The organism is Micromonospora sp. NPDC048947, from assembly GCF_040649495.1.
In the GTDB taxonomy this organism is placed as follows: domain Bacteria; phylum Actinomycetota; class Actinomycetes; order Mycobacteriales; family Micromonosporaceae; genus Micromonospora; species Micromonospora alfalfae.
The window spans coordinates 70,292-94,420 of sequence record NZ_JBEZFO010000013.1 but is presented as its reverse complement, the minus strand read 5'-3'; the positions used below and the strand labels follow the sequence as shown (position 1 = coordinate 94,420).

Genomic DNA, 24,129 nt, shown 5'->3' with positions numbered 1-24,129 from the left:
AGGCCCTCCTCGAACGACTACCGGAAGCGCAAGGCGGTCGGGCCCTGCACCTTCGAGCCACGGCGCTGCTTGGCCGGCATGGCGGCCAGCTTCTCCCGCAGCTCGACGGCGTAGGCGGCGAGCGCCTCCACCAGGTCGGGCACCGAGGCGTGCGGCGGCTGGACGTCGACGCGCAGGCCGAACTCCGTAGCGGTCTCCGCCGTCTTGGGCCCAATGACGGCAACAACGGTCCGGGCGTGCGGCTTCCCGGCGATGCCGACCAGGTTGCGCACCGTGGACGACGAGGTGAAGAGCACCGCGTCGAACCCGCCCGACTTGATCGCGTCGCGAATCTCGGCGGGCGGCGGAGCGGCCCGCACCGTCCGGTACGCGGTCACGTCGTCGACCTCCCAGCCGCGCTCGGTGAGCCCGGCGGCAAGCGTCTCGGTGGCGATGTCGGCGCGCGGCAGCAGTACCCGGCCCACCGGGTCGAGGATCTCGTCGTGCGGCGAGAACTCGGCCAGCAGGCCCTCCGAGGACTGCTCCCCGGCGGGGATCAGCTCCGGCTGGATGCCGAACGCGCGGACAGCGTCCGCTGTCGCCTCACCGATGCAGGCGATCTTGACGCCGCCGAAGTGCCGGGCGTCGAGGCCGTGCTCGGCGAACTTCTCCCACACCGCGCGGACAGCGTTGACCGACGTGAAGATCACCCAGGCGTACCGGCCGTCGACCAGGCCCTTGACCGCCCGCTCCATCTGCGCCGGGGTGCGCGGCGGCTCGACCGCGATGGTCGGCACCTCGCACGGGATCGCCCCGTACGCGCGCAGCCGGGCGCTCATCGCGCCGGCCTGCTCCTTGGTCCGGGGTACGAGCACCTTCCAGCCGTACAGCGGGCGGTTCTCCCACCAGCTCAGCTTGTCGCGCTGCCCCACGCCGACACCGACGGTGAGCACCACCCGGCCGGTGAAACCGAGCGCGGCGGCCACGAAGCTGTCCACCGTCGACGTGGTCGTGTACTGGGTCTCGCCGGTGCCGTCGCCGGTCACTCCGACGCCGGTGGTGCCGTCGACTCCGGCGGCGAGCAGGCCGTCCCGGACGGCGGCGAGGTCACCGGCGTCCACTGCGAGCGCCAGCGAACCCCGGCCGACGGCAGTGGCCAGCGCCTCGAAGTCCAGCGCGCTGACGTCCTCGACGTCGGCGGCCGTACGCACACCCGGCAGCGGGACGCCGGCGTAGGTGGCCACACCCTCGGCCTGGCCGACGCCGGGCACCACCTCGAAGTGGGCGGCGGTGCGGGCCACCGCCTGCACCTCCTTGACCACCGAGTCGTGGCCGAACGGGTCACCGGCGACCAGGTGCACCGCGTTGAGCCCGGAGCGGGCCGCGGAGATCAGCACCTTCGCCACGTCCCCCGGCGCGCCCTCGGCCGGGGTGAACTCGGCATCGTCCCTGGCCTCGGCGCGAACGACGGTGAGCAACGACTCCGGGACTCCCCGGTCGTAGATCACCTGGTCGGCGTCGACCAGGGCGTCGTGGGCCCGACGGGTCAGCAGGCCCGGGTCACCGGGGCCAGCCCCGACGAACGCGATACGGCCGACGGGCTTACGGGTGCGGGTCATTCTGTGCTCCCAAATTGCTGGGTCCCCGGGCCGGTGTGTCCTTCGTGGCCGAGGATCGAGTCGGCGCCGAGGTCGAGGAGTTCGGCGGCGAGTGCCTTACCGATCTCCGCCGCGTCGGCGGGCGTTCCGGTGCGGGACAGCCGGAGGTCACGAGTGCCGTCCGGGCTGATCACCGCCCCGCGCAGGTAGATCTCATCGCCGGTCTCGCCTTCGGCGAGCTCGGCATAGGCGGCGACGGGTGCGCTGCACCCGGCCTCCAGGGTTGCCAGAAACGCACGTTCCGCGGTGACCGCGGCACGTGACGGTGCGTGGTCGAGCACGGCGAGCAGCTCGACCAGGTCCTGGTCGTCGACCCGGCACTCCACTGCCAACGCACCCTGAGCGGGAGCGGGCAGCATGAGCATCGGGTCCAGCGATTCGGTGATCACGTCGAGCCGGCCGAGTCGGGCCAGACCGGCCCGGGCCAGGACGACGGCGTCGAGGTCGGCCTCGGTGCCGAGCACCCGGCCCAGGCGGGTGTCGACGTTGCCGCGGATCGGGGTGACCTCCAGTTGCAGGCCGAGGGCGTGCAACTGGGCGATCCGACGCAGCGCGCCGGTGCCCACGGTGGCCCCGGGCGGCAACTCGGCGAGCGTCCGGCCGTCGCGGGCCACCAACGCGTCGCGCGGGTCCTGCCGGGCCGGCACCGCCGCGATGTGCAGTCCACCGGCGGCGGCCGTGGGCAGATCCTTGTACGAGTGCACAGCGAAGTCGATCGTCCCGGCGGTCAGCGCATCGCGCAGGGCGGAGACGAACACCCCGACGCCCAGCCGGTGCACCGGAGCGTTGGAGCGGTCGCCCGCGGTGACCACCTCGACCAGCTCGACGGGGCGACCGGTGGCTGCGGTCACCGCCTCGGCGACCTGGCCGGACTGGGCCATCGCCAGGGCGCTGCCCCGGGTGCCAAGGCGCAGGGGGGCGGTCATCGCGCACCTCCGGTGGGTGGGGTGGGCTCGGCGGCGTCGGCTCCGGACACCGCGTCGGTGCCGGGGAACGCCATGCCGAGGTCGGGGGTCAGCACGTCCGGGACGGTGTCCACCGGCGAGGTCTGCGGCACCTCGAGGTCGAACAGCTCGCGCAGCAGTGCCGCGTACTGGTCGCCGCCGGGCTCCGCGGCCAACTGGCGGACCTTGACGGTGGGCTGGTGCAGCAGCCGCTGCACGACCCGGTGCACGGTGCGGGCCACCTCGGCCCGCAGGTCGTCGCCGAGGTCGGGGCGGCGCTGGGCCAGTCGGCGCAGCTCGGCGGTGACCACGTCGTCGGCCCGGCCGCGCAGCGCGGCCACTGTCGGTGCCACGTCGGCACCGCGCAGCCAGGTGAGGAAGCCCTCCACCTCGCCGAGGACGATGCGTTCGACGGCTGCGGCGTCGGCGGCCGCCGGACCGTCGGCGAGCAGCGCCGCCATCCGGTCGATGTCGATCACCTCGACGCCGGGCAGCTCGGCGACGCCCTCCTCGACGTCGCGCGGAACGGCCAGGTCGAGCAGGACCAGTGGGCCCCGGGACATGTCACGTTCGGCCAGCGCCGCGGTGACCACCGACCGGGTGAGGACCGGTTCGGTGGACGCGGTGGCGGCCACTACGATGTCCACTGTGGAGAGGGTGTCGGCCAGCTCGGTCATCGGCGCGGCAGTCGCCCCGTACGACTCGGCGAGCCGGACGGCCCGGTCGGCGCCCCGGTTGCTGACGGTGAGCGGCCCGGCGCCCAGCCGGGACAGCGTGGCCACTCCGAGCGAACCCATCGCACCGGCGCCGACCACCAGGGCCGGGTGGCCGACGAGGTCGCCGTCGAGGTGCCCGGCGGCCAGTTCCAGGGCGGCGGTGACGACGCTCTGGCCGGCCCGGTCGATGCCGGTCTCGGCGTGGGCGCGCTTACCAACCCGCAGCGCCTGCTGCATCAGCTCGTGCAGCAGCCGGCCGGCCGAGTCGGCGCCGGTGGCCCAGTGGTACGCGTCACGCAGCTGGCCGAGGATCTGCGCCTCGCCCACCACCATCGAGTCCAGACCGGTGGCGACCCGGAAGACGTGGTCCACGGCCGCGGTGTCGTAGTGCACGTACAGGTGGCTGGCGAGCGTTGTCGGCGAGCTGCCGGCCTGCTCGGCCAGCACGGCGCAGACGTCGCCGAGCCCACCGTGGAAACCGGACACGGCGGCGTAGACCTCCACCCGGTTGCAGGTGGAGACGATCACCGCCTCGGCCACGTACGGCTGGGCGACCAGGCGGTCCAGTGTGCGGGTGAGGTCGGCGGGGGGCACGGCCAGCTGCTCCAGCGTGGCGACCGGGGCGGTCCGGTAGGACGCGCCGACGACGAGCAGTTTCACGTGCCTATCGCCTCCTGGGTGTCGGTGGCCGCGAACCCGCCCGGCAGGGCGGTGAAAGCGGTCCCGCCGGTGGCGGGCAGCGCGGTCAGCGACGCCTTGCGGTGCTCGTGGAAGGACAGAATCTGCAGCTCGATGGCGAGGTCGACCTTGCGCACGTCGACCCCCTCCGGAACCGAGAGTACGCACGGCGCGAAGTTGAGGATGCTCGTCACGCCGACGGCGACCAGTTGGTCGGCGACCTGCTGGGCGGCGGCGGCCGGGGTGGCGATCACGCCGATCGCGAGGGATTCCTCCGCGGCGACCGTCGGCAGGTCGTCAACATGCCTGACCACCAGGCCGTTGATCTCCTCACCGACCCGGGAGGGATCGGCGTCGAGCAGTGCGGCGATCCGGAAGCCACGGCTGGCGAAGCCGTCGTAGCCGGCCAGAGCGTGACCGAGATTACCCACGCCGACCAGGGCGACCGCCCGGCGCTGGGTGAGCCCGAGCACATACTCGATCTGCTCGATCAGCAGCGCGACGTCGTAGCCGACGCCCCGGGTGCCGTACGAGCCGAGGTGGGAGAGGTCCTTGCGGAGCTTGGCGGAGTTGACCCCGGCGGCGGCGGAGAGACCTTCGCTGGAGACCGTCTCGTGCCCGGCGTCGGCGAGGTTGTGCAGCGCGCGCAGGTACTCCGGGAGCCGAGCGACTGTCGCCTCGGGCAGATCCGGGAGCGTCGGTACGGCACCGGCGCGGCCGGGCGCGCCTGGGTGACGGTGCTGACTCATGAGACTCCGTGCGGTGCGATCCTCGGCCAACTCCGCTGGTCGGCCGTTTGTGGACTCCCGCTGGCGACCGAGGTTGCCGGCTGTGCTAGCAGGGCGCGTCGGAGTCACAGCGTAGGCGCTTGTGAAGACGTGCACAAATCGCGATCTTGTCGCTGCGTGGCGCGACGTCACCAGCCCCTCCATTCCGCAAGATCGATTGAACGGCCTGGTCCGCTCACCGCCCGGGCGATTATTGCTCAATCCCGACTTCTCTGACCAATCCCGCGCCGGCCCTGTCCAGGGGTCGTCCCGGCGGTGGTAGGGGCAGCACTACGGAGGAGAGGCGGGGTTTCGGGATGGGGACACCGAGCCCAGATGCCTAGCCTTTGAGCATGACCGCCGTTGCCGCCACCAGCGACCGACCGACGCTGGCACCGAGCATCCCCCGCCAGCTCTTCGTCGACTCCGGGTACGTGCTGCTCGGCCTGCCCCTGGCGCTGGCCAGCTTCGTCGTCCTCATCGTCGGCCTCGCGGTCGGCATCGGCCTGGTGGTCACGGTGATCGGCCTGCCGATCCTCAGCGGCACCCTGTACACCGCCCGTGGGCTGGCCGACGTCGAGCGGCTGCGGCTGCCCGCGGTGCTCCACCAGCCCCGGATCCGGCCGCACTACCGGCTTCCCGAGGCCGGCGCGAACGCCTGGCGGCGGATCTTCGTGCCGATGCGGGACGCCCAGTCCTGGCTCGACCTGGCGCACGGCATCCTGCGGCTGATCGCGGCGGCGAGCACCTTCGTGGTGACGCTGTCCTGGTGGGCAGCGGCGATCGCCGGCTCGCTCTACTGGGCGTACGACTGGGCCCTGCCCAGGGCCGACGGCGAGGGTGACCAGGACCTGGCGCAGCTGCTCGGCCTGGGCGACTCGACCACCGCCCGGATCGGCCTGTACAGCGCGCTCGGGGTGTTCTTCCTGATCACCCTGCCGATCGTGGTGCGGGGCTGCGCGCTGCTCCAGGCCAGCTTCGCCAAGGCGATGCTGACCGGGGTGGCCGAGATGCGCGACCGGATCACAGTGCTGGAGGAGCAGAAGCGGGCGGCCGTGTCCGCCGAGGCCTCCGCGCTGCGCCGGTTGGAACGTGACATCCACGACGGCCCCCAGCAGCGCCTGGTCCGACTGGCGATGGACCTCAGCCGGGCCCGGATGCAGCTCGCCTCGGACCCGGAGGCTGCCGGCCGCACCATCGACGAGGCGGTCACCCAGACCCGGGACACGCTGGCCGAGCTGCGGGCGCTGTCCCGGGGCATCGCGCCGCCGATCCTTGTCGACCGGGGCCTGCCCAGCGCTCTGGCCGCTATCGCCGGCCGCGGGCTGATCCCGATCGAGCTCCAGGTGGACCCGCAGCTCGGCACCCCGGCCGGGCGGCTCGACCCGGCGGTGGAGAACACCGCGTACTTCGTGGTGTCCGAGGCGCTGACAAACGTCGCCAAGCACAGCCGGGCCACCGAGGCCACCGTCGCCGTGGCCCGGCAGGGCACCCACCTGCAGGTGCGGGTCGGCGACGACGGGCAGGGCGGTGCGCACCTGGCGAAGGGGCACGGACTCGCCGGCATCGCCGACCGAGTCCGGGCCGCCGGTGGCGAACTGGTGGTGGTCAGCCCGACCGGCGGACCCACCGAGATCCGCGCCGAGCTGCCGCTGTGACCGGTCCGGCACCGCGCCGAGCCCGTACGACGGGCCGGACGTGGTAGACAACACAGCCATGCGCATCGTGATCGCCGACGACGCCGTCCTGCTCCGGGAGGGGCTGGTCCGGCTGCTGACCGAAAGTGGGCACCAGGTGGTGGCCGCCGTCGGGGACGGTGACGCCCTGGTCGAGGCGGTGGTCGAGCACCGGCCCGACGTGTCGATCGTCGACGTCCGGATGCCCCCGTCGCACACCGACGAGGGGCTGCGGGCCGCTGTGGAGGCACGCCGGCTGGTGCCGCGTACGCCGATCCTGGTGCTCTCCCAGTACGTCGAGGTGTCGTACGCCGATGATCTGCTCGCCACCACCGGCGGCGCCGGCGGCGGGATCGGCTACCTGCTCAAGGACCGGGTGGCAGCGATCGACGAGTTCCTGGACGCGCTGCGGCGGGTGGCGGGCGGCGGCACCGTGCTCGACCCGGAGGTGGTCGGTCAGCTCTTCGCCCGGCGTCGCCGCGACGACCCGCTGCGCGAGCTGACCCCCCGCGAGCGCGAGGTGCTCGCCCTGATGGCCGAGGGGCGTTCGAACACCGCCATCGCGCGCGCCCTGGTGGTCAGCGACGGCGCGGTGGAGAAGCACGTGCGCAACATCTTCACCAAGCTCACCCTGCCGCCGGACACCGAACAGCACCGGCGGGTGCTGGCCGTCCTCACCTACCTGCGGAACTGACCTCACGGGCCAGGGCCACCGCGTCGGTGAGGGTGTCGGCCACCGGGTGACCGGAGGCGCGCAGCCGGGCCGGGTCGGTGAACCCGCCGGTGTAGAGCACGGCACTGCCACCCACCGCGAGCGCCGCGTCCGCGTCGTCGATGGAGTCGCCGATCAGCACCACCGAAGCGCCGTCCACGCCCAGTTCGGCCAGGTGCAGCTGGAGCGACTCGGCCTTGTGGCCGCCGCCGACAGCGGCCCGGAGGCCGTCGACGCGGGTGAAGTGACCGGTCAACCCGTACGTGTGCACTGTCGGGACCAGCTCCTCGTGGAACCACATGGACAGCAGGCTCTGGCTGCCCGGCCAGGCCGCCATCGCGGCGCGCGCGTCGGCGGCCAGCTCGCAGGTCGTCAGCCCGGTGCGGTAGGCGTCGTGGAAGATCTTGTCCAGTCGGCCGAACTCGTCGTCGTCCACCGCCTGCCCGAGCACCTCGGCGTAGTACTCGGCGATCGGCCTGCGGAACCGCACCCGGTGCTCGTCCGAGGTGACCGTCGGCCCACCCAGGCTCGCGAACACGACGTTGGTGGCGGACACCACGAGGCTGAGGTCGTTGAGCAGGGTGCCGTTCCAGTCCCAGACGAGGTGCGGGTGCGCAGAGGTCATCAGAGCACCATAGGCACCAGTCAGAGCTGCGGCGTGGTCAGGTCCCGCAGCAGCCGGTCCTCCTCGACCCGCCAGTAGCCGTGCTCCTTGCCGTCGAGCATCACCACCGGCAGCCGGTCCCCGTACTCCCGCTCCAGCCCCTCGTCGCCGGTGACGTCCCACTCGACCCACTTGTCGCCGGTGACCGCTACCACCCGGTCGAGCGCCGCCTTGGCGTCGTCACACAGGTGGCAGCCGGGTCGGGTGATCAGGGCGAGTCGGGCGTCACTGGCCATCGGTTACCTCCGTGCTGTCGGTCGGCGTCGCCGACCGGAGTTGGGTCTTGCGTACCTTGCCGATCGCCGAGTGCGGCAGGGCGTCGACGAACTCGACAGCGGTCGGGCACTTGAACCGGGCCAGGTTCCGTGCGCAGTGGGCGAGCAACTCCTCGCTGGTCACCGGTCGGCCCTGCACCGGCACCACGTACGCCCGCACAGTCTCGCCGGTCCGCGGGTGCGGCACACCCAGTACCGCCGACTCGACCACGCCGGGGTGCCCGGCGAGCACCAGCTCGACCTCGTGCGGATAGACGTTGAACCCGTTGACCAGGATCAGCTCGCCGAGCCGGTCGACCAGGAAGAGGTCGCCGTCCTCGTCGGCGTACGCGATGTCACCGGTGGCCCACCAACCCTCGGCGTCCGGGCCGCCCCGACCGTCGGGCCAGTAGCCGGTGAAGAGGTTGCGGCCGGACACCACGATCTGCCCCGGGTCGGTGCCCGGCGCCACGTCGGAGATGTCCAGCTCGTCGGGGTCGTCGTCGGGGACGGCCAGCCCGTCGCGCCACAGGTCCGCCCCGTCGGCGCCGACCAGGCGTAGCCGCACCCCGGGCAGCGGCCGGCCGATCGAACCCGGCTTGGCCCCGCCGCCGACAAGGGTGGAGGTGAGCACCGGCGCGGTCTCGGTGAGGCCGTACCCGATGTGCACCTGATGCCCGGTGGCCTCGGTGAAGCGCGCCGCGACAGCGGGTTCGAGCGGTGCCGCGCCGCAGACCGCCACCCGCACCGACGCGGTCGCCGCGCGGGCCGTGGTCGCGCCGGCCCAGGTCAGGAACATCGACGGTACGCCGACCAGCACGCTGACCCGGTGCCGTGCGACCTCGTCCAGCCCTGCCGTCGGGCCCGGCTCGTCGAGCAGCACACCGGTAGCGCCGTGGTGCACCACCGCGCCGAGCCCCGAGTTGAGCCCGTACGCGTGGAACAGCGGCAACGCCAGGAGAACAGTGTCGTTCGGCCCGACCACCGGCGGCTCGATCGCCGCGACCTGTTCGTGGTTGGCGAGCAGCGCCTGGTGCGAGAGCATCGCGCCCTTGGGTCGCCCTTCGGTGCCGGAGGTGTAGAGCAGTACAGCCAGGTCGACGCCGCCGCGTTGGGGGCGGGGTGCCGGTCCGGGCGCCTCGGCGGTCGGTGGCGTGCCGTGCACCGAGGCGAGCGCGGGCAGCTCGGCTGCCACGTCGGCGACCAGACCTCGGACGTGGTCGGTGGCGATGAGCACCGACGCGCCGGAGTCGGCAAGCACGTGTCGTAGCTCCGGGGCGGTGAGGCCGGGGTTGACCGGCACCGTGACCAGCCCGGCGCGGAGGGCGCCGAGCCAGGCGATCACGAAGTCCGGTGTGTTGGGCAGCGCGATGGCGACGCGTGGCGGCGTACCGCCGGGGTCGGCGGGTGGCGCGGCGGCGGACAGGCCCCGGGCGGCGGCGTCCACCGCGGCGTCCAGTTCGGACCAGCTCACTGTGTGCTCGCGCCAGTGCAGCGCGGGCCGGTCGGCGCTGTCGAGAGCCGCCCGGCGGACCCGGTCGGCGAGGTTCGGCGCGGGGCTTTCCGAGGCGTCCTGCACGGTGATCGAGTCTGGCACAGCGGACGGCGACGGACCACGCCCGATGGTTGGGGCCACGCCCGGAGGACGACACCGCGACAGTCCCATGTACGGGACTGTCCGGTGTGCCACAGGCGATCCGATCAGGTCCTGTCGATGGGACGTGCGACGCTGACCACGGGCGGTTCGGCCGCGACGCCCGGCCGGCCGGCGCGGCCGGTCAGCCGAACGGTCGGCAAGCCTCCGACCTGGGGATCCACCCTGGAACACCAAGCCGACGGAAAGTCAATCGCACACGACGGACAACCGGTCCGCCACCGGTGCGACGGAGCGGGAAATACTTCCGCCTTGTGTAACGGACTTGCCACGCGCGGGTGACGTTGGCCCTATCATCACTCGGGTCGGCTCACCCCATTTGCCGTGAGTCGACACCCCTCAGCCCGAGGAGGCCCCCGTGCCTGTGAGCGCATTGGACCAACACCTCCAGGGGAATTGCCGCCCGTCGGCAACTCCCGTGACCGTCCTGCCCGACCGGTCATCCGGTCGGTCCGCACCGACGAGACCTAGACCGGCCCGTCCGGCGACCGACGGGACGGGGGCAACGCGGTGACCACCTTCGGTTACGCGGAACGCCCGGTCGGCCTGACCGGTCAGCCCGCCCGCTCCCACGTCAACGAGCGGCCAGCGGCCCGTGCCCCATCGGACGAACAGCACGGCGGTGTCGTGCGGGGTGACGGCGCGGCGCAACGGATCCGCAGCCGGCCACACCACAACGAGCCACCGCCGCGACCCGCGGTGCCAGGTGGGAACGCGAAGCCGGCCGGCGGCCGGGTCGCCGTACCGCAGCGGCCCCCAATGCCCGTGCAGGGCCGTCGGATAAGCGACACACCGGCGGTCACCGCCGACCCAGCGGCGGGCGAGACAGCGGTGATCCCGGCGGTGCCGGCCACCACCGCGACCACCCCGACCGGATTCCCGAGCCGCCCGGACCCGTCCGACCCGGCAACCGAGGTCTGGACGCTGATCGAGCGGGCCCAGGCCGGCGAGTCCGAGGCGTTCGGTCTGATCTACGACCGTTACGTGGACACCGTCTTCCGGTTCGTCTACTTCCGGGTCGGCAACCGGCAACTCGCCGAGGATCTCACCTCGGACACCTTCCTGCGCGCGCTCAAGCGGATCGGCAGCTTCACCTGGCAGGGCCGCGACCTCGGCGCCTGGCTGGTGACGATCGCCCGCAACCTCGTCGCGGATCACTTCAAGTCGGGCCGGTACCGGCTGGAGGTCACCACCGGCGACGTGCTCGACGCCGACCGGGAGGACCGGGGCCCGGAGGGCAGCCCGGAGGCGGCGGTGGTGGAGCACATCACCAACGTCGCGCTCCTCACCGCTGTGAAGCAGCTCAACCCGGAGCAGCAGGAGTGCATAGTGCTCCGCTTCCTCCAGGGCTTCTCGGTCGCCGAGACGGCCCGCGCGATGGGCAAGAACGAGGGAGCCATCAAGGCCCTCCAGTACCGCGCCGTCCGCGCCCTCGCCCGGCTGCTGCCCGACGGCTTCCAGCCGTAGTTTGTTACGGCGGGACCGACGGGCGTCGATCAACGTCCGCGCAGCTCAGAGTCGGTCCCGCCCGGTGATGACCATCACTTTCTGTAATTTCCGCTCCGCCAGGCCCGTAACCCGTGCCCGGTCCGCCGCGTTTCTCCGGGTGCGACCGGTGGATGTCCCGGCAGGCCCGGGTCACCGAGGTCCGACCGGCATGCCGGCGGCACCTCACCTCCGTGGTGTCACACTGCCGCCCGGTCGCTGGCAACGACGGCGGCCGACCGGCCGTGACCAGCGAGAGGAGGTGCCTGCGGTGGACAACACCCTCTTCTCCCGCCGGCGCGCGGAGCGCTTCGCGCAGCTTCTCGACGAGGCCAACGGCGCTCGACGACACCACGTGCGATCCCGGGTGGACGGCCAACTGGCGCCGCTCGTCGCAGTGGGTCAGCGGCTCAGCGTCGACCCCCCGGCTGTCGAGGTGGACCAGGACTTCCGTACCGGCCTGCGGGCGATGCTGCTCGCAACCGCCGAGCGGGAAGGGCTGGGCAGCACACCAGCGGCGGTCAGCGAACCGGCCGCCACCACCACCCGCGGGCGGCTACTGCCGGCGGTCACCGCACGGCGGGCCCGAGCCCGGGGCGCGATCCTGGTCGGCATCGCCGCCGGGGCCATCGCCGTGTCCGGGATCTCCGCCGCCAGCGAGAACGCGGTGCCCGGTGACGCGCTGTACGGCATGAAGCGCTCCACCGAACGGGCACAGCTCGCCCTGGCCAGCTCCGACATCAGCCGGGGCCAGCTCTTCCTGGACTTCGCCCGGACCAGAGTCGGCGAAGCCGCAAAGCTGCGCGGCGACCGGATCGGCTACAGCGCGGTCCTCGACGACATGGACGCCGACAGCCGGCAGGGAGTTCGCCTGCTGACCTCGGCTGCTGTACAGCGCGCCGAGCCGGGCAGCCTGGACACTCTGAACACCTTCGTGTCGAGCCAGCGCCGGGCGGTACGCGGTCTGCTCGACGGGAGCACCCGGGTCGACCGGGAACGCACCCAGCGGTCCCTGGCGTTGCTGGACAGCATCCGGGAACGCTCGGACGACCTGCGCGCGGCGATCTCCTGCGGCCTGCCGGCACCGACCGCCAGCGACGCCCTCGGGCCAGATCCGAGCACCTGCCCCGGGGCCCGCTGACCCGCGTCCCCCATACCGCACGTCCGACCGGCCGCGCCACAGTTCCCTGTGTGCCCGGCCGGTCGCCCGTCTACGGCGGATACCCTCGCTGAGGAGCATCCGTCGTACCGGTGAGGAAGGGATTCGCGTGGCGCGTAGCCGTAAGGTGACGGTCAGCACCGACGCCGAGGGGCACACCGCAGCCTGGGCGGAGACCGACCTGGCCCCGGTCAGCGCACCCGACCAGACCGCCGCGGCGTTCTTCGACGTGGACAACACCATGATGCAGGGCGCGTCGATCTACTGGTTCGCCCGTGGTCTCGCCTCCCGCAACTACGTGACCACCGCCGACCTGGCCCGATTCGCCTGGCAACAGCTCCGCTTCCGGCTGCTGGCCCGTGAGCACGCCGGTGACATGTCACTGGCCAAGGAGGCGGCGCTGGCGTTCGTCCAGGGGTGGCGGGTGAACGAGGTCGAACACCTCGCCGAGGAGATCTTCGACGAGATGATGGCTCCCCGGATCTGGGCCGGCACCCACCAGCTCGCTCAGCGTCACCTGGACGCCGGTCAGCGGGTCTGGCTGGTCAGCGCCGCCCCGGTCGAGATCGGCCGGGTGATCGCCGCCCGGCTCGGCCTGACCGGCGCCATCGGCACCGTGGCCGAGGTGCTGGACGGGGCGTACACGGGGCGGTTGGTGGGTGACCTGATGCACGGGCCGGCCAAGGCTGAGGCGGTCACCCAGCTCGCCGCCGTGGAAGGGCTCGACCTGTCCCGCTGCGCGGCCTACAGCGATTCCGCGAACGACCTGCCGCTGCTCTGTGCTGTGGGCCGGGCGGTGGCCGTCAACCCGGACGGCGCCCTGCTGCGGCAGGCCCGCCAGCACGGTTGGGAGGTGCGGGACTTCCGCACCGGTCGCCGTGCGGTCAAGATCGCCGTACCGTCGACAGCGGCGGCCGGGCTGGTCGCGGGCGCGGTCACCGCCGGCCTGGCCCTGCAACGCCGCCGCCGCGCCGGCTGAGACGCCCGTTCAGAAGCCTCGGCTCCGACCCGCGGCTAGGGGCCGAACGGGTCGGGCCGTCGCTCCAGCAGCGTGTGCAGCGTCTGCTGGATGGTCTCCCGCACCTGGTCGGCGAGGTTGAAGACCACCAGCGGGTCGTCCGCCGAGTCGGTCAGGTGGGCGGTGGGGATCGGCGGGCAGAACTCGATCAGCCACTTGCTGGGTAGCGGCACCATGCCCAGCGGGCCGAGCAGCGGGAACGTCGGCGTGACCGGGAAGTAGGGCAGCTTCAGCAGCCGCGCCAGGGGCTTGATGTCGGCGAGCATCGGGTAGATCTCCTCGCCGCCGACGATGGCGACTGGCACGATCGGGGTGCCGGTGCGCAGCGCCGCCGAGACGAAACCGCCCCGCCCGAAGCGTTGCAGTTTGTAACGGTCTGCGTAGAGCTTGCCGATGCCCTTGAAGCCCTCGGGGAACACACCCACCAGATCGCCGCCGCCGAGCAGCCGCTCGGCGTCCGGGTTGCAGGCCACAGTGCCGCCGGTCTTGCGGGCCAACTCGGAGACCACCGGCATCCGGAAGACCAGGTCGGCGCCGAGCAGCCGCAGGTAGCGGTGGGCGGGATGCTTGTCGTGCAGCGCCGCCGAGAGGATCAGGGCGTCCAGCGCCACAGTCCCGGAGTGGTTGCCGACCACCAGGGCGGGCCCGTCCACGGGGACGTGCTCCACCCCACTGACCTCGGTGCGGAACCAGTCCCGGTAGAGCAGCCGCAGCAGCGGGTGGAAGACGGCATCGGTCAACTCCGAGTCGAAACCGAACTCGTCGACCTCGTAGTCACCGGAGAGCCGCCGGCGCAGGAACGCCAACCCGTTCGCGACCTTGCGGTCCCAGTGGTCGCCGGGGCGGTCCGACACCGCCGGCTCGGTGCCGCCGGGCAACCCGGCGTCGACCTCGTCGGCCGGCATCGAGGTCGGCGGTGCGGACGAGGCCGGCGGTTCCGTCGGGGTCGGCGCGGCCTGCGCGGCCGGTCGATGTCCGTTGCGCCGCGCCGGCTCCGCGTCCGGCGCGGGCACCTGCTGCGGTACGTCGAAACGCCCGACCGACTGCGGGTCGCGCCGCTCCTCCGGCCCACTCATGATGCCGCCTCGGTTCGCGACTGCGGGGCTCGCAGGACCGGCGCACTCCTCGCGCTCACGATGAACGCTCCCGGACCGCTGAGCGGACCTGCCGGATGCCGTCCAGGACGAGTTGCTCGGCAGCGGCCAACTGATCCCGGGTGACCACCACCCCACCGTGATGGGCCCGGATGAAGTCCTCGAACGCCTCGGCGGTCGACCGGGGCGTGAAGCCGTACTCCTGCTCAAGCCGGCTGGTATCGACCACCCGGCCGTGCACGAAGAGGTCGACCTGGTCCAGGCCGTAGCGGCCGAAGCCCATGGTGCGGGCCAGCGCGGCGGCCCCGGAGAGACCCGGCTCCAGCACCGGGACGGCGACCCGTCCGGCGCGCCGGATCGCCTGGGACAGCGACAGCACCCCGGGGCCGGCGACGTTGTAGGTGCCGGGATGGTCCTCCACGATCGACCGGTACAGCACCTCCAACGCGTCGTCGAAGTGCAGGAACTGCAGGCGGGGGTCACGGCCGAAGACGGTCGGAACGAACGGCTGCGAGAAGTAGCGGGTCAACGTGGTGTCGGCGGTCGAGCCGATGAACGGGGCGAAGCGCAGCACCGTGGCGGTGACGTCGGACCGACGGCGACGGAAGCCGCGCACGTACCCCTCAAGGTCGAGGATGTCGCGGCCGAACCCTCCGCGCGGCACCTCGCGGGGTTCGGTCTCCTCGGTGAAGACCGCCGGATCCCGGAACGACACCCCGTAGGCGGCTGTCGACGAGCGGACCACGAGTTTGCGCAGTCGGGGTGCCCGCTGGCAGGCGGCGAGCATCTGCATGCTGCCGATGACGTTCTGGTCCTTCATCGCGGACCGGCCGCCGTGCTGCGGGTCGGGTGAGGTGACCAGCGCGAGGTGCACCACCGCGTCGACGTCCAGGTCGGCGAGGAGGCCACCGAGGGAGCCGCTGTCGACGCGGATGCGTTCGACCCGGTCGAGCAGGTCGGTGAACTCGATGCCGGAGTCCGGTGCGTCGACACCGATGACCCGTTCGATGCGCGGATCGGCGGCCAGTCGGGCCGCCACGTGGGCACCCAGGTAACGGCCCACTCCGGTGACGACGACGACCCCCGGAGCACCTGAGGTGCCACCGGGGGTCATCTGACGCACCTACGCCGGCAGGATGGACCGAGCCGGGACGACCACGGCCTGATCACCTGAGCCTCCGGAGGTCGACAGTTTGGCAAGTGACGCCGAACGCCGGGCGTTGAGCCCGGCGGCGATCACTTGCCGAGACGGCGACGCTGGACGCGGGTCTTGCGCAGCAGCTTGCGGTGCTTCTTCTTAGCCATGCGCTTACGGCGCTTCTTGACCACCGAGCCCATACGACAGCCTTTCGATACAACGTGCGGGGCGGACCGGATGACACCACGCAGGTGGCGACGGCGACCGCTTGCGGACAACGGACCGGACCAGTCTGGGCGGCGGGGCGCACCGGTGGGGTCTCGGTCGGGCTCCAGGGTAGCCGGAGGGCGTCAGCCGGACCAACGCGCCCCCGTCGCCGCTGCCTCTGCTTCGCGACCGCACTGCCCGCGAGCTCACTCCTTACGCCCACCGATGCCGGTCAGCCGCCAGCCGGAGGGCGGGGCGGTGGCTCAGGCGGTCTCCTGAAAGGCACCCCGGAGATATTCGTGCACCGCATGCTCGGGCACGCGGAATGACCGGCCGACCCGGACGGCGGTGAGCTCACCGCTGTGCACCAGGCGATAGACGGTCATCTTTGACACCCGCATGACCGTCGCCACTTCCGCAACGGTCAGGAACTTGACCTCCGACAGCCGTCCGTCGGACTGTGACCCGGCCATGGCTCACCGACCCATCCCATGCCCGGCGCGTGCCAACCCGACGGATGCTCCGGGCCGGGCCGGCGACGCGCGTGTTACCAGTACGGTAGCGGGGCGGTTGTGACCGGCGCGATCCCTTCCTGCAACTGATCATGCTTCGGTGGCCTGTTCACCCGATCCGTGCTCCCGGTATCCGCCAGTGCGCGTCCGTCGTCCGGTTGTTCCGGTCGTGCTCATTCGGTACGCAGCGCGACCACCGGGTCGAGACGGCCGGCGCGCTGCGCGGGAACCACCCCGAAGACGATGCCCACCACCGCCGAAACGCCGAAGGCGAGCGCCAACGACCACCAGGTGATCGCCGCCGGAATTGGCGACAGCGCGTCGACAAGCATTGCGGTGCCCACTCCCAGCGCCATCCCGGTGAGCCCTCCGATCGTGGTGAGCAGCACCGCCTCCAGCAGGAACTGCACGCCGATGTCGCGGGGTCGTGCGCCGACGGCCTTGCGCAGCCCGATCTCCCGGGTCCGCTCCCGGACGCTGACCAGCATGATGTTCGAGACGCCGACGCCGCCGACGAGCAGCGAGATGCCGGCGATGGCCGCCAGCACGCCGGTGAGGACACCGAGGATGTCGCCGAGCACGCCGAGGATCTGCTGCTGGGTGACGGCACTGAACTCGGTGTCCGGGTGGCGACGGTTCAGCTCGGCGACGATCCGTTCGCCCAGCTCGTCGATCCGCTCCCGGTCCGGTGCCTTCACCGCGATGCCGTCGACCCGCTGGGTGCCCCAGAGTCGCTGCGCGGCGGTCACCGGCACGTGCACCTCGTCGTCCCGGTCGACGCCGAGGCTCTGCCCAAGCGGCGCGAAGACACCGATCACCCGGAACCGCACCCCGGCCAGCGCCACCTGCTGGCCGAGCGGGTCCCGGTCGGGGAAGAGCGCACGGGCGACCGAGTCACCGAGCACCGCCACCCGTCGGCTGGTGTCCACGTCGGTGCCGGTGAGGTAGCGTCCCCGCGCCAGCGAGCGGGTGAACACCGCCGGGGTCGTCTCCAGGACGCCCTGCACCGTGGTGAAGTCGGAACGGGCACCGGCCCGCGCTGTCGCCCCGGAGGCGACGGTGACCGCCACCCGATCGGGGTCGCCGACCACCCGGGTGACGGCGTCCACGTCCTTGAGGGTCAGCGGCGAGACGACAGGCGCGTTGCCCACCTCGATCCGGCCGGGCACGACAAGCAGCAGGTTGGAGCCGAGGCCCTCGACCTGTTGCTCGACCTTCTGCTTGGTGCCGGTGCCGATGGCCACCAGCAGCACCACCGAGGCCACCCCGATGATCACCCCGAGCATTGTCAGCGCGCTGCGCAGCCGGTTGGCCCGCAGGGCGTCCAGCGCCACCCGCCACGCCTCGGCGACCCTCACGCCCTACCCCCGTCGTGCGGAAGGCGCCCGGTGGCTCCGGCGGCGCCACCGGAGCCACCGGACGGGTGCCCCGGACCGCTTCCGGACGCGGACCGGGGCTCCGCGCTGGGAGCGGAGACCAGTGTCGCAGGTCGACCGTGATCAACGGACGGCGGTCGATCATGGGCGGAGGACGGGTCGGCGCTGTCGGCCACGACCACCCCGTCGCGCATGGTGATCCGACGGTGGGCGCGGGCCGCCACCTCCTGGTCGTGGGTGACCATCACCAGCGCCACCCCGGACTCCGCGTTCAGTTGTTCCAACAGCTCCAGCACGGCGGCGCCGGTGACGCTGTCCAGGTTGCCGGTGGGTTCGTCGGCAAGCAGCACCGTCGGCTCGGTGACCAGGGCGCGGGCGATCGCCACCCGCTGCTGCTCACCGCCGGACATCTGGTTGGGCCGGTGGTCCAGCCGGTGCCCGAGGCCGACCCGGCCAAGCATCGCCGCCGCCCGCTCCCGCCGCTGCCGCGCCGACACTCCCCGGTAGACAAGGGGCAGTGCCACGTTCTCCACCGCCGAGGTACGCGGCAGCAGGTGGAACGCCTGGAAGACGAAGCCGATGGTCTCGTTGCGCAGGGTCGCCATCTCCGGTGGGGCGAGGGCGTTGACGTCCCGCCCGCCGATCACCAGGCGGCCACCGGTGGGCCGGTCCAGCCCGCCGAGGAGGTGCATGAGGGTGGACTTGCCCGAGCCGGACGGCCCGACCAGGGCCACGTAGTCCCCCGGCTGCACAGTGAGCGACACCCCGCGCAGCGCCTGCACCGACACCCCGTCGAGCTGGTACGTCCGGGACACGTCCACCGCCTCGATGGCCGGTACGCGCTCCCCTGCCGGCCGATCTGCGACGGCGGGTTCGGTCACTGGACTTCCTGGCCGTCGCGGACCTGGTCGGCGCCGCGCACCACGATCCGGTCGCCGGGCTGCACGCCGTTGAGGATCTGCACCAGGTCCGACCCCTGGACACCCACTGTCACCGAGGCCCGGCCTGCCTTGCCGTCCCGGACCACCCAGACCGCGTCCCGGCCGTCGGCGGAGAACACCGCCGACGCGGGGACGGTCACCGCGTCGGCGGCCTCACGTACCCGCAGGTGCACTATCGCGTTCATGCCGGGGCGGGGCGTCGGAGCAGGCTCGTCCTCGGCCAGCTTCCCGGCGCCCAGCGCCAGGCGGACCCGGTAGGTGACCCCGCCCTGCGCGGAATTGGTGGGCAGCACGTCGACCGAGCGGACGGTGGCGTCGTAGCTGGCACCGGTGACGGCGTCCAACTCGACAGTGGCTGTCACACCGGCCTTGACGAGGAGTACGTCGGTCTCGTCCACCTCGGCGAGCAGTCCGAGCTGCCCGGTGTCCACCACTGTCAGCACCGGCGTGCCGGCGGTGACCAGCCCGCCAACCACTACCGCGTCGTCAACCCCGGCCGGCGGACCGCCCTGGCTGGGGGCCAGCGCGGACGGGTCGGGGCCCGCCCCACCGGCCTGCTCCAACAGCCCGGCGAGAGCGGCATTCGCGCCACCGCCGGCCCGGGTGCCACCGGGCTGCACCACCCCGGCGATCGGGGCACGCAGGGTCAGCGCGTCGACTGTCGCCTTCGCCAGGTCGTACGCCTGCTGGGCCTGGAGCCGCTGCGCCGCGGACAGTGCGCCGACGGCGGAACTCAACCCGTTGATCCCCCGCTGCACCGCGCGAACCGCCTGGTCGGCGCTGCGCGCGGCGGCGCTGTATTGCTGTTGAGCGGACGTCACCTGGGTCAGCAGCGCGTCCCGCAACTGCGGATCGGCGATCTTCTCGGCGGCTTTGCGGGCCGCGTCGAACGCCTCATTGGCCGCCTTGTCGGTGCCACGCCGGCTGCTGGTCAGGCTGCCCGATCCGACGCCCCGGCCGGCGCGCTTCGCGGCCGACAGCGCCTCCTTGGCCTGACGGAGACGCTGCTGCGCGCTCGGCGAGTCGACAACCGCCAGCACCTGACCGCGCTTGACCCGCTGTCCAGGCTGGACACGCAGGCTGGCCACTGTGCCGTCGGCGGGAGCGGTGAGGGTGGCGGCGGCGCGGGCGGTCACCGTCGCGGGCGCGTCGATCACCTCGGTGACCGGGTTGCGGGCGGCCGACGCCAGCGCGAGATCGGGGCCTTCGTCGCCGCAGGACGCGGCGGTGGTGGCGGTGAGGACGACGACGGCGGTCAGGGCGGTGAGCAGGCGGGGCCGCATGGTGCTGGCGGGCCGTGACGACTGAGGACGGCGCACCCATCGATGGTACGGCGCACCGCCGCACCGCCTCCGAGCTGCGTCAGCCGGCGGCGGCGCGGACGTACGCCACGCACTCGTCGTGCAACGTCGACCACTGCTCACCGAACGCCTTCTCGGAGGCCGCGTCGATGGTTCGGCCGTCGTGCACCACCGTCTTGAAGAAGGTGAGCAGCCGCAGCGGCCCGTACCTGTCGACGAGGTGCCGAACGGCCAGGTAGCCGATGCCGTAGCTGCCGGCGACCCGTTCGGCGGAGGCGTCGTCGGCGGGGTTGACGCCCTCCAACTTGCCGTCCCAGCCGCCCCGGACCATCTTGCGCACGTCGGCGATCCCCTCGTACCTGTCGACCGCCTGGTCGCCGGCACCGGCGAACTCGGCCAGGCCCTCGACCAACCACCAGGTGAGCTTGCCCGGGTAGCCGCGTTCCGGCAGCGACGCCGCGTGGGTCAGCTCGTGCCGCAGCAGGTCGTCGGTGCCGCTGTTGGTGAGCCCTTCGGCGTTGAGCACCACCTCGTGGTGACCGCCGCCCACTGTGACCGCGTAACCGCCGGTCCATTCCGGGCGTTCCCCGCCGTACCAGCGCTGCCACTCGGTGCGCCCGGCATAGAAGATCCGGTACCGGTCCGGCGGTGAGCCGGTCACCGCGTACCCGTCGGCGACCTTGGCCGCCGCCTCCGCCCGCGCGAGCAGGCCGGGCAGCTTGCCGCGCAGCGCCGGGGTGGTGGCGACCATGGTCCGCGCGCCGACGGCGACCGCCAGGTCGCTGATCTCCCACGGTCGGGTGCCGGTCTCCACCGACTTGGATTCCTCCATGGCGACCATCCGGGGCTGGTCACCGTTCTCCCGCCACCGGGTGCCGATCAGCACCGGGCTGGGCCGGCAGTTCGGCGTGACGAAGCAGTACTGGAAGCGCACCAGCAGCCGCCACTCGCCCGGCTTGCCGATGATCGGCACGGGCAGGCCACTCGGCTCGGCCCGCCAGCCGGTCACCTTGAGTTCGCGTAGTGCGGCGAAGCGGCGGCGCAGGTCGTTGTGGGCGACGGGGTCGGCGACGGCGAGGAACCCGGCGCGGTCGCCTCCCAGGAGTGCCGCGGACTGCCTGTGGAGCTGTGCGGTGATCCGGTCGGACAGCCCTCGGGCCACTGCGGTGGCCGGGTCGTCGGCAGCCGACGCGCCGACCCGACTGACTGTGGGGCGCGCGCCTGTCTCCCCGATCACTCCGACGACGAGCGCCGCCGGCAGGCCGCAGCCCAGCAGCAGGACAACCACCACGAGCACCGTCCACAGCGGCCAGAGCCGCCGTGGTGCTGGCTGCTGCACCTCGTCAGTCACCCGCCGAAGGGTACGACCACTACCTGGATGCGGCGAGGCCACCCCGGGCCGATCGGGACTGCCGCTCGCTCACCCGCCGGTGCGCGGCCAGGAGCGGAACGAGATGTCCATGCTCGCGACCAACTGGTGGTACGAGCGGTCGACGTCACGGGGCAGACCGAAGCCGCCCGCGGCCTCCAGGGTCACGAAGCCGTGCAGGGCGCTGCGCAGCGCGCGGGTGGCGTCCACCGCGTCGTCGCCGGTGAGCCCGTACCCGCGCAGCACGGCGAAGATGGCACCGACCGCGCGTTCGCCGGCCTCGACGTGTTCCGGGTCGGCCGGGTCGGGCACCCGCTGCGTCGCCGGGTAGCGGCCGGGGTGCCGCAGGGCGTAGTTCCGGTAGGCCTGCGCCATGGCCCGGAGCGCGTCGCCACCGGAGCGGCCGACGGCGGCGGTGGTCATCTCGGTGGCCAGCTCGGCGGTGGCCAGGGCGGCCAGCTTCTGGGCCAACGCGTCCGCCCCCCGTACGTGCTTGTAGAGGCTGGGCAGCGCCACCCCGAGCCGGCTGGCGAGCGCGGCGAGGGTGAGCTGTTGGAAGCCGACCTCGTCGGCCAGCCGGGCGGCCTCCCGTACGACTGTCTGCTGGTTGAGGCCGACCCTAGGCACCGGCGCACACCGCCAGAAAGCCGAGCAGCTCCTCGGCGGTGCGTTGCGGCCGGTCGGCGTGCGGGTAGTGGCCGGACTCCTCGATCATCCGAGCTTCGGCGGTGCCGAAGAGCCGCCGGGCGGCCCGCGCCTCGGCTCCCGGGTCGGGGAAGTCCGGGTCCTTGGATCCCATCAGCACCAGCACCGGTTGCCGCACCTGCGGGGCGCGGGCGGTCCAGTGCGGCTCGGCCGGTGCGATCACGCCGCGTGTCGCGGCCATCCGGCCGGGCTCCCGCAGGTTGGCCACCATCGAGCGGCGGTACGCGGCGTCGTCGGCGGGCCGGTGCACCGGGAACAGGGTGTTGTGGAACATCCCGAACAGTCGAGGGCTGTGCAGCACTGACCACATCGCCATCCGCAGCAGCGGGTTGAGCTTCGGCTGACCGACGAACGCGCCGATCTGCACGATGCCGGTGACCAGCTCGGGCGCGTCGGTGGCGGCGAAGACCACGGCCGCCGCGGCGGACGAGCTGCCGACCAGCACCGCCGGACCGGCGTCGAGGTCGCGGACCACGGCCAGCAGGTCTGCGCCGACCTCCGCCGGGGCGTACGTGGGCCAGCCGGCGCTGGATTCGCCGTGCCCCCGGACGTCGACCGAGGCGACCCGGTGGCCGGCTGCCACCAGCAGCGGCACGAGGTGCCGGAAGCTCGCTCTGTTCTCGCCCATGCCGTGCGCGAGGACCACCAACGGCCCTTCGCCCTGCGCCTCGTACGCGATGTGTCCGCCGTCCCGCCGCACCTGGCTAGTTGTCATAGCTCTAAAGCTAAGTCACTTAGCCAACGTTGGCAAGCCGGATACCGGAAACGGGCCGACGGTGACCCAAGGGGCCACCGTCGGCCCGTCGGCCGAACCGGAGGAACTACTTCTTGGAGATCAGGGCACGGCCGAAGAAGACCAGGTTGGCGGGGCGCTCGGCGAGCCGGCGCATCAGGTAGCCGTACCACTCGTCGCCGTACGGGACGTAGGTGCGCACCGTGTAGCCCTCGCCGGCCAACCGGGCCTGCTCCTCGGGGCGGATGCCGTAGAGCATCTGGAACTCGAAGCGCTCCGGCCCCCTGTCGAACCACCGGGCCCGGTCCTCACCGATGGCGATCATCCGCGGGTCGTGGGTGGCCAGCATCGGGTAACCGTCGCCGGACATCAGGATGTTCATGCAGCGCACGTACGACTTGTCCACCTCACGGGCCGACTGGTACGCCACCGACTCCGGCTCCTTGTAGGCGCCCTTGCACAGCCGCACCCGCGACCCGGCCGAGGAGAGCTCCCGGCAGTCCGACTCGGTCCGCCGCAGGTACGCCTGGAGCACCGCGCCGGTCGAAGGGAAGTCCTTGCGTAGCCGGCTCAGCACCTCCAACGTCGAGTCGGTGGTGGTGTGGTCCTCCATGTCCAGCGTGACAGTGGTGCCCGCCGCGTCGGCCGCCGCGCAGATCGCCCGCGCGTTGTCGTACGCCAACTGCTCGTCGAACATCTGGCCGAGGGCGGAGAGCTTCACGCTCACCTCGGCGGCCGGGGTGAGCCCCGCGGCACCGAGCATCCTCAGCAGTTTCAGGTATTCGTCCCGGGTGGCGGTGGCCTGCTCGGGGCGGACGGTGTCCTCACCGAGGTGGTCGAGGGTGACCGCGAGGCCGTCGTCGACGAGCCCGCGGGTCGCGCGCAACGCGTCGTCTGTGGCAGCGCCGGCGACGAACCGGCGGACGACGTCCCGGGTGTACGGGGCAGTCGCGACGAGCCGCTCGACCTGGGATGACCGGGAGGCGGCGAGGATGACGGAACGGAGCATGAGCCGAGCGTAACGCCCCTGCCAGGGGCCTCGCCGAGGGGCGGCCGGGCCACCTCGGCATGGGGGCGGGGCGGCGGCGGTGGCGTCGATCGGCTACAACGATGCCGTGGACCAACGCCCCCGCCGCCGACTCCGATCGGCCTCCGTGCAGCTCGGCGCGCTCACCGCTCTCGCGCTCGCCCTCTCCGGCTGCAACATGACCTCGGACGACGACGATGACGACGACTGCGCTCTCGGGCCGGTCGGCGGCGGCGACACGGTCGCGCTGGCGATGCGGGTCACCGACCCGACGGCCGGTCGCACCGCCCCGGAGCCGACCACTGCGGCCCTGCCCGAACGCGGCGGGTTCGGCACCCACCTCGCCGCCTGCGGCGGCTGAC

24 protein-coding genes are annotated in these 24,129 nt (G+C 72.5%); 6 read left to right on the top strand and 18 right to left on the bottom strand.

The features are described from left to right. Nucleotides 1-17: 17 nt before the first annotated feature. The 4 genes from AB0B98_RS19780 to AB0B98_RS19765 are packed head-to-tail and all read right to left on the bottom strand — an operon-like array spanning nt 18 to nt 4,724. On the bottom strand, nt 18-1,598 hold the full coding sequence (locus AB0B98_RS19780) for a uroporphyrinogen-III synthase (protein ID WP_112584249.1): 1,581 nt from the start codon (nt 1,596-1,598) through the stop codon (nt 18-20). Next, a complete protein-coding gene (gene hemC, locus AB0B98_RS19775; RefSeq protein ID WP_238666928.1) occupies nt 1,595-2,563 on the bottom strand; it encodes a hydroxymethylbilane synthase in 969 nt (322 codons plus the stop codon). Before hemC ends, AB0B98_RS19780 begins: the two co-directional genes overlap by 4 nt. Next, nucleotides 2,560-3,957 carry a glutamyl-tRNA reductase gene (locus AB0B98_RS19770; RefSeq protein WP_357364340.1) on the bottom strand — a complete coding sequence of 466 codons (1,398 nt, stop codon included), beginning with the start codon at nt 3,955-3,957 and terminating at the stop codon, nt 2,560-2,562. The genes hemC and AB0B98_RS19770 overlap by 4 nt, the downstream gene beginning before the upstream one ends. Further along, nucleotides 3,954-4,724: a redox-sensing transcriptional repressor Rex gene (locus AB0B98_RS19765; protein ID WP_238666930.1), complete on the bottom strand. Its 771-nt coding sequence runs from the start codon at nt 4,722-4,724 to the stop codon at nt 3,954-3,956. Before AB0B98_RS19765 ends, AB0B98_RS19770 begins: the two co-directional genes overlap by 4 nt. Before the next feature lie 371 nt (nt 4,725-5,095). Between AB0B98_RS19765 and AB0B98_RS19760 the strand changes: the two genes are divergently transcribed. Both AB0B98_RS19760 and AB0B98_RS19755 read left to right on the top strand, forming a co-directional pair. Further along, nucleotides 5,096-6,400 (top strand): sensor histidine kinase, encoded by a 1,305-nt coding sequence (locus AB0B98_RS19760; protein ID WP_357364338.1) that lies wholly within the window; start codon nt 5,096-5,098, stop codon nt 6,398-6,400. Between the two features lie 58 nt (nt 6,401-6,458). Further along, nucleotides 6,459-7,112: a response regulator transcription factor gene (locus AB0B98_RS19755; RefSeq protein ID WP_030329744.1), complete on the top strand. Its 654-nt coding sequence runs from the start codon at nt 6,459-6,461 to the stop codon at nt 7,110-7,112. Here the strand turns inward: AB0B98_RS19755 and AB0B98_RS19750 are convergent. The 3 genes from AB0B98_RS19750 to AB0B98_RS19740 are packed head-to-tail and all read right to left on the bottom strand — an operon-like array spanning nt 7,093 to nt 9,627. Beyond that, nucleotides 7,093-7,755 (bottom strand): HAD hydrolase-like protein, encoded by a 663-nt coding sequence (locus AB0B98_RS19750; protein ID WP_357364337.1) that lies wholly within the window; start codon nt 7,753-7,755, stop codon nt 7,093-7,095. The genes AB0B98_RS19755 and AB0B98_RS19750 overlap by 20 nt on opposite strands. A 20-nt stretch (nt 7,756-7,775) precedes the next feature. Then, nucleotides 7,776-8,030 carry a glutaredoxin family protein gene (locus AB0B98_RS19745; protein ID WP_030490173.1) on the bottom strand — a complete coding sequence of 85 codons (255 nt, stop codon included), beginning with the start codon at nt 8,028-8,030 and terminating at the stop codon, nt 7,776-7,778. After that, nucleotides 8,020-9,627 (bottom strand): AMP-binding protein, encoded by a 1,608-nt coding sequence (locus AB0B98_RS19740; protein ID WP_357364335.1) that lies wholly within the window; start codon nt 9,625-9,627, stop codon nt 8,020-8,022. The genes AB0B98_RS19745 and AB0B98_RS19740 overlap by 11 nt, the downstream gene beginning before the upstream one ends. Nucleotides 9,628-10,212: 585 nt before the next feature. On the opposite strand from AB0B98_RS19740, the gene AB0B98_RS19735 reads away from it, so the two are divergent. The 3 genes from AB0B98_RS19735 to AB0B98_RS19725 all read left to right on the top strand — a co-directional run bounded on the left by AB0B98_RS19735 (nt 10,213) and on the right by AB0B98_RS19725 (nt 13,325). Beyond that, entirely contained in the window at nt 10,213-11,169 is a 957-nt protein-coding gene (locus tag AB0B98_RS19735) for an ECF subfamily RNA polymerase sigma factor, BldN family (protein WP_357364333.1), read from the top strand. Between the two features lie 289 nt (nt 11,170-11,458). Further along, nucleotides 11,459-12,328, top strand: coding sequence for a DUF5667 domain-containing protein (locus AB0B98_RS19730; RefSeq protein WP_357364330.1), 870 nt, complete (start codon nt 11,459-11,461; stop codon nt 12,326-12,328). A gap of 127 nt (nt 12,329-12,455) precedes the next feature. After that, nucleotides 12,456-13,325: an HAD-IB family hydrolase gene (locus AB0B98_RS19725; RefSeq protein WP_357364328.1), complete on the top strand. Its 870-nt coding sequence runs from the start codon at nt 12,456-12,458 to the stop codon at nt 13,323-13,325. 35 nt (nt 13,326-13,360) lie between these two features. On the opposite strand, the gene AB0B98_RS19720 is transcribed toward AB0B98_RS19725, so the two are convergent. The 11 genes from AB0B98_RS19720 to AB0B98_RS19670 form a co-directional block, all read right to left on the bottom strand. After that, on the bottom strand, nt 13,361-14,269 hold the full coding sequence (locus tag AB0B98_RS19720; RefSeq protein ID WP_238684595.1) for a lysophospholipid acyltransferase family protein: 909 nt from the start codon (nt 14,267-14,269) through the stop codon (nt 13,361-13,363). Between the two features lie 226 nt (nt 14,270-14,495). Further along, a complete protein-coding gene (locus AB0B98_RS19715; RefSeq protein WP_238666937.1) occupies nt 14,496-15,572 on the bottom strand; it encodes an NAD-dependent epimerase/dehydratase family protein in 1,077 nt (358 codons plus the stop codon). Between the two features lie 122 nt (nt 15,573-15,694). Then, on the bottom strand, nt 15,695-15,796 hold the full coding sequence (locus AB0B98_RS19710; RefSeq protein ID WP_007465623.1) for an AURKAIP1/COX24 domain-containing protein: 102 nt from the start codon (nt 15,794-15,796) through the stop codon (nt 15,695-15,697). A gap of 270 nt (nt 15,797-16,066) precedes the next feature. Next, the gene (locus AB0B98_RS19705) at nt 16,067-16,276 is read right to left on the bottom strand and encodes a helix-turn-helix domain-containing protein (RefSeq protein ID WP_007465625.1); all 210 of its coding nucleotides are present in this window, start codon (nt 16,274-16,276) and stop codon (nt 16,067-16,069) included. Between the two features lie 212 nt (nt 16,277-16,488). Next, the gene (locus AB0B98_RS19700) at nt 16,489-17,673 is read right to left on the bottom strand and encodes an ABC transporter permease (protein ID WP_238666938.1); all 1,185 of its coding nucleotides are present in this window, start codon (nt 17,671-17,673) and stop codon (nt 16,489-16,491) included. Next, complete coding sequence (locus tag AB0B98_RS19695) at nt 17,670-18,572, bottom strand: ABC transporter ATP-binding protein (protein WP_357364327.1); 903 nt, start codon at nt 18,570-18,572, stop codon at nt 17,670-17,672. Before AB0B98_RS19695 ends, AB0B98_RS19700 begins: the two co-directional genes overlap by 4 nt. Further along, entirely contained in the window at nt 18,569-19,915 is a 1,347-nt protein-coding gene (locus AB0B98_RS19690) for an efflux RND transporter periplasmic adaptor subunit (RefSeq protein WP_357364478.1), read from the bottom strand. The genes AB0B98_RS19695 and AB0B98_RS19690 overlap by 4 nt, the downstream gene beginning before the upstream one ends. A 79-nt stretch (nt 19,916-19,994) precedes the next feature. Then, entirely contained in the window at nt 19,995-21,284 is a 1,290-nt protein-coding gene (locus tag AB0B98_RS19685) for a hypothetical protein (RefSeq protein WP_357364325.1), read from the bottom strand. A gap of 69 nt (nt 21,285-21,353) precedes the next feature. Then, nucleotides 21,354-21,929 carry a WHG domain-containing protein gene (locus AB0B98_RS19680; RefSeq protein WP_357364323.1) on the bottom strand — a complete coding sequence of 192 codons (576 nt, stop codon included), beginning with the start codon at nt 21,927-21,929 and terminating at the stop codon, nt 21,354-21,356. Further along, nucleotides 21,922-22,722: an alpha/beta hydrolase gene (locus AB0B98_RS19675; protein ID WP_357364321.1), complete on the bottom strand. Its 801-nt coding sequence runs from the start codon at nt 22,720-22,722 to the stop codon at nt 21,922-21,924. The genes AB0B98_RS19680 and AB0B98_RS19675 overlap by 8 nt, the downstream gene beginning before the upstream one ends. 106 nt (nt 22,723-22,828) lie before the next feature. After that, complete coding sequence (locus tag AB0B98_RS19670; RefSeq protein WP_355005766.1) at nt 22,829-23,749, bottom strand: proline dehydrogenase family protein; 921 nt, start codon at nt 23,747-23,749, stop codon at nt 22,829-22,831. Nucleotides 23,750-23,855: 106 nt separating this feature from the next. On the opposite strand from AB0B98_RS19670, the gene AB0B98_RS19665 reads away from it, so the two are divergent. Beyond that, nucleotides 23,856-24,128, top strand: a complete 273-nt coding sequence (locus AB0B98_RS19665) for a hypothetical protein (RefSeq protein WP_238666944.1) — start codon at nt 23,856-23,858, stop codon at nt 24,126-24,128. Nucleotide 24,129 lies beyond the last annotated feature (1 nt).